Source organism: Mesorhizobium sp. M7A.F.Ca.CA.002.15.2.1, from assembly GCF_003998715.1.
Lineage (GTDB): Bacteria > Pseudomonadota > Alphaproteobacteria > Rhizobiales > Rhizobiaceae > Mesorhizobium > Mesorhizobium ciceri.
On the sequence record NZ_RZPI01000582.1, the window covers coordinates 1 to 3,682 of the forward strand.

At 64.3% G+C, this 3,682-nt stretch carries 5 protein-coding genes; 4 read left to right on the plus strand and 1 reads right to left on the minus strand.

From position 1 onward, the window contains the following. The 4 genes from ENZ74_RS25530 to ENZ74_RS25545 form a co-directional block, all read left to right on the plus strand. A partial coding sequence (locus ENZ74_RS25530; RefSeq protein ID WP_348630704.1) for a glycosyltransferase 87 family protein occupies positions 1-1,179 on the plus strand: 1,179 nt, incomplete at its 5' end. Next, positions 1,172-2,161: a glycosyltransferase family 2 protein gene (locus tag ENZ74_RS25535; RefSeq protein ID WP_063168966.1), complete on the plus strand. Its 990-nt coding sequence runs from the start codon at positions 1,172-1,174 to the stop codon at positions 2,159-2,161. The genes ENZ74_RS25530 and ENZ74_RS25535, both read left to right, overlap by 8 nt. Continuing rightward, positions 2,158-2,967 carry a ChbG/HpnK family deacetylase gene (locus ENZ74_RS25540; RefSeq protein ID WP_063168965.1) on the plus strand — a complete coding sequence of 270 codons (810 nt, stop codon included), beginning with the start codon at positions 2,158-2,160 and terminating at the stop codon, positions 2,965-2,967. Before ENZ74_RS25535 ends, ENZ74_RS25540 begins: the two co-directional genes overlap by 4 nt. After that, positions 2,964-3,374: a GtrA family protein gene (locus ENZ74_RS25545; protein ID WP_013529676.1), complete on the plus strand. Its 411-nt coding sequence runs from the start codon at positions 2,964-2,966 to the stop codon at positions 3,372-3,374. Before ENZ74_RS25540 ends, ENZ74_RS25545 begins: the two co-directional genes overlap by 4 nt. A gap of 64 nt (positions 3,375-3,438) precedes the next feature. On the opposite strand, the gene ENZ74_RS25550 is transcribed toward ENZ74_RS25545, so the two are convergent. Then, positions 3,439-3,682 (minus strand): efflux RND transporter permease subunit (locus ENZ74_RS25550; RefSeq protein WP_164761200.1); only part of this gene is annotated, 244 nt, incomplete at its 5' end.

The following is a 3,682-nucleotide window of genomic DNA, read 5'->3' on the forward strand; positions in this document are numbered from 1 at the left end:
GTGTGGAGCGCCTTGATGACGATTTCCAAGCCGGTTTTCGACCGTTTGGGGTTTGGCCTGTGGATCGGAGCGTTCCTGGTCGTTCTTGCCCTGGTCCTGTGGTCACCGCACACGCGGACGGTATGGCAGGCCTATATCGACGGCAGCGTGGCGCTTCAGGCCGGTCTGCCGCTCTACGACACCCAGTCCGAGATGGGGTATCTCTACGCGCCGGCCTTTGCCGCGCTCTACACTCCAATAGTCAAGCTTGGTCCGCATCTGGGCGGCTTGGTTTGGCATTCCATTGGCTTTGCGGTGCTGACCTACGCCGCGATGCGGCAGGTGCGCAAGCTCGGCGGCGGCGAACTGACATGGCTGCTTTCTTTCGGTCTTTTCCTCGCTTTGCCGATGGCGGTGGGGGCGATCCGCAACGGCCAGGCGACGATCCTTTTGACCGGCGCTTGCTGGCTTCTCACCCTGTCGGCGCTGGAAGGGCGGCGGGCGGAGACGTTCTTCTGGGCTTCGCTTGCCATCATCGCCAAGCCGACCGCGATCATAATGCTGTTGTTGGTAGGAGCCCTTCGGCTCCGGCTGATACCGGTGCTGGTGCTGGCGCTGCTGTTCGTGCTGGCACTGCCTTACGCTTTTGCTCCCGCCGGCTATCTCAACGATCAGCATCGTGTCTTCATCCAGATGCTGACCTCCATGGCCGTCGACAACACCAGCCATTTCGTGCCCACCGATTTCACGGCACCGTTCACCACGATAGGACTGCCGATACCGGAATTCGGCGCAACGATCGTGCGCATGGTCATGGCCCTGTTTACGCTTTCTGCCGTCATCTGGTTCGACCGCAGGCTCGAACAGGGAAAGGCGGCGCTGGCGATCTTCCTGACAGCCACTTTCTACATGTGCGTCTTCAACCCGCGCGTCGAGCCAAACACCTTTGCCATGATCGCGGTACCAGCCGGTCTTGCCATCGCCCTGTTGTGGCGTGAAGAACGGGGCGGCGTCCTTGCCTCGGTGCTGTCGACGACGCTGTTCGTGACCGGGTTGAGCGGCGTCGAGCGCCATGTGCACGATTTCCTCTTCCCCTGGTTCCGGCCGGTCGCCGTCACTTTTATCGCCGGTTCGCTGATCTGGTGGTTCTGGGCCAAGGCACGGGAAAAGGTGGTGAATGCGGGAGTCGCCAATGGTTGAGTTGCGGCCGAGCCTCGATATCGTCGCACCGTTCTTCAACGAGGCGGCATCGGCATCGGCCTTCGCGCGCCTGCTGGGCGAGCTCGAAGTGGCCGTGGCACAACGCTTCGGCATGACCGTACACAAGATCCTGGTCGATGACGGCAGTCGTGACGATGGCGCCGTGCGGTTTTCGCAAGCGCTGACGGGGTCGTGGGAGATCGTGCGCCTCAGCCGCAATTTCGGCAAGGAAGTCGCGGTGCTCGCCGGCCTCGACCAGTCGCGCGGCGACATGGTGCTGATCATGGACGCCGACCTCCAGCATTCCCTGGACATCAGCCTGAAGCTGATCGCCGAGCTGGTGGACCATCCGGACATCGACGTCGTCTATGCGCAGAACGACCGCCGCGAGGCGAGCTGGCGGCGCAGCCAGCTTGCACGGCTTTTCTACAGCCTGATCAACTCGAGCCAGCGTTTCGATATTCCCGAAAATGCCGGCGACTTTCGCGTCATGCGCGGCGCCGTGGCGCGCGCGCTGACCAGCCTGCGCGACAAGCGGCGCTTCAACAAGGGCCTGTTTGCCTGGGCCGGCTTTCGCCAGAAGGCGTTGCCCTATTCGCCGGAAGGCCGCGCCAGCGGCACGTCGAAATGGAGCCGGCTCAACCTGATCGCCTTCTCGCTCGAAGGTTTTACTTCCTTTTCCGTCATTCCCTTGCGTCTCATCAGCCTCAGCGGGCTGCTCGCGGCGTTGGCCGGTGCGCTCTATGGCGCCAAGGTGCTCTTCGAGGTGATCTTCTACGGCATTGCCGTTCCGGGCTACCCCAGCCTGCTGGTTGCCGTCGTCCTGCTCGGCGGCCTCAACCTGACCTTGCTTGGCCTGATCGGCGAATACGTCTGGGTCACGCTCAGCGAGAGCAAGGATCGCCCGGTCTATCTCGTGCGCGACGTCGTGCGCAGCGTGGCCCCCGCCGATCGGCCGGAGCCAGGCACTTCGAACAGATGACGCGGCGCATCCGCCTGATCGCCGACGATTACGGCCTGGCGCCCGGCGTTTCCGCCGCGATTCTCGACCTGCTCGATCGCGGCCGCCTGACCGGCACCAGCTGCATGACCGGCTTTCCGGAATGGGAAGCGGAGGCAGCGCGCATAAAACCGCTGTGCGGCCGGGCCGCGGTCGGGCTGCATCTCACCTTGACCGACCAGTTGACCATTACCGGCCGGTCGAACCTGGCGCCGGAAGGCCGGCTGCCACCGCTCCGCGCACTGGCCTTGCCTGTTCTGCGCGGCCGCATCGACGAGCGCCATGTTCATGCCGAGCTTGACGCCCAGTACAGCCGCTTCGTCGAGGCGCTTGGCCGCCGCCCCGATTTCGTCGACGGGCATCAGCATGTGCATTTCCTTCCCGTCGTGCGCACATGGCTGCGCGCGCGGTTTCCAGAAGGCGCCGACAGGCCGGCCCTACGCGGCGGCCCGGCGCTGGCCGCAGGGTCGAAGGTCGCCGCGATTGCCGCGCTCGCTGCCGGGTTCAACCGTTCGATGCAGCGCGCCGGCTTCATCGTTTTCCAGCCGCTCGCCGGCATCTATGACTGGCGGCAGCCCGAAAAGTTCACTGCGGTTCTGCAGGCCGCCGTCGAAGGGTTGCCGGAACAAGGGCTGTTCATGTGCCATCCCGGCCATGTCGACGAGACGCTGCGCGCGCGCGACACGATGCAAGGTGTGCGCGAGGTCGAATTCGCGGCCCTGGCATCGGACGCGTTCGGAGCCAGCCTGGCCCGCGCCAATGTCGCAATCATGGATGGCAGGGGATGAACGACGCCGAGCGGCCCCCGCGTTCGACCGGCAACAAGATCGTCCGCTTTGCCATTGTCGGACTGGCGAACACGGCCATCGACCTTGCCAGCTTCTTCCTGCTGCTCAAGCTCGGTGCTTCGCCGCTGCCGGCCAACGTTGCTGCCTGGTTCATCGCCGTCACCTTTTCCTTCGCGGCGAACGGCTTCTGGTCGTTCGAGCGCAATCGAGCCATCCGGCTGCGTGACGCATTCCTTCGCTTCGCCTCGCTTGGAGGGCTGATTTCGCTCGGCGTCTCCAGCCTCTCCATCGCGCTGTTTGCCGGCATCGCCGGAGTGTGGCCGGCAAAGATCGCCGGTGTCGTGGTGGCGGCGGTGCTGAATTTCCTCGCCGCGCGCTGGTCGATCGAAGGCCGGTTCTTGAGATAGGCGGAACTATTTTTCTTACGAAATTCCGGACGGAAAACCGCTACACACTTTTCCCTGGATTTCTTTACTCCGCCGGTTCCACATTGGTGTAGGCGGCTTCCTCCAACTCGCGCTTCAGTCGCGCTTCCTCATGGGTCTTCGGCGTCACGAAGCGGCCAAGCAGGAGATAGGCGACCGGCGTCAGGAACAGCGTCGAGACGGTGGCCAACCCCAGGCCGCCGACGATAACCCAGCCGAGCGCGACGCGCGCCTCGGCACCGGCGCCGCTCGCCAGCACCAGCGGCAAGCCGCCGAGCACGGTGCAGATC

What these genes read in the sequence shown, in the direction of transcription:
- ENZ74_RS25535 (WP_063168966.1), top strand. Translation starts at nt 1,172, where the DNA reads ATGGTTGAGTTGCGGCCGAGCCTCGATATCGTCGCACCGTTCTTCAAC.
- ENZ74_RS25540 (WP_063168965.1), top strand. Translation starts at nt 2,158, where the DNA reads ATGACGCGGCGCATCCGCCTGATCGCCGACGATTACGGCCTGGCGCCC.
- ENZ74_RS25545 (WP_013529676.1), top strand. Translation starts at nt 2,964, where the DNA reads ATGAACGACGCCGAGCGGCCCCCGCGTTCGACCGGCAACAAGATCGTC.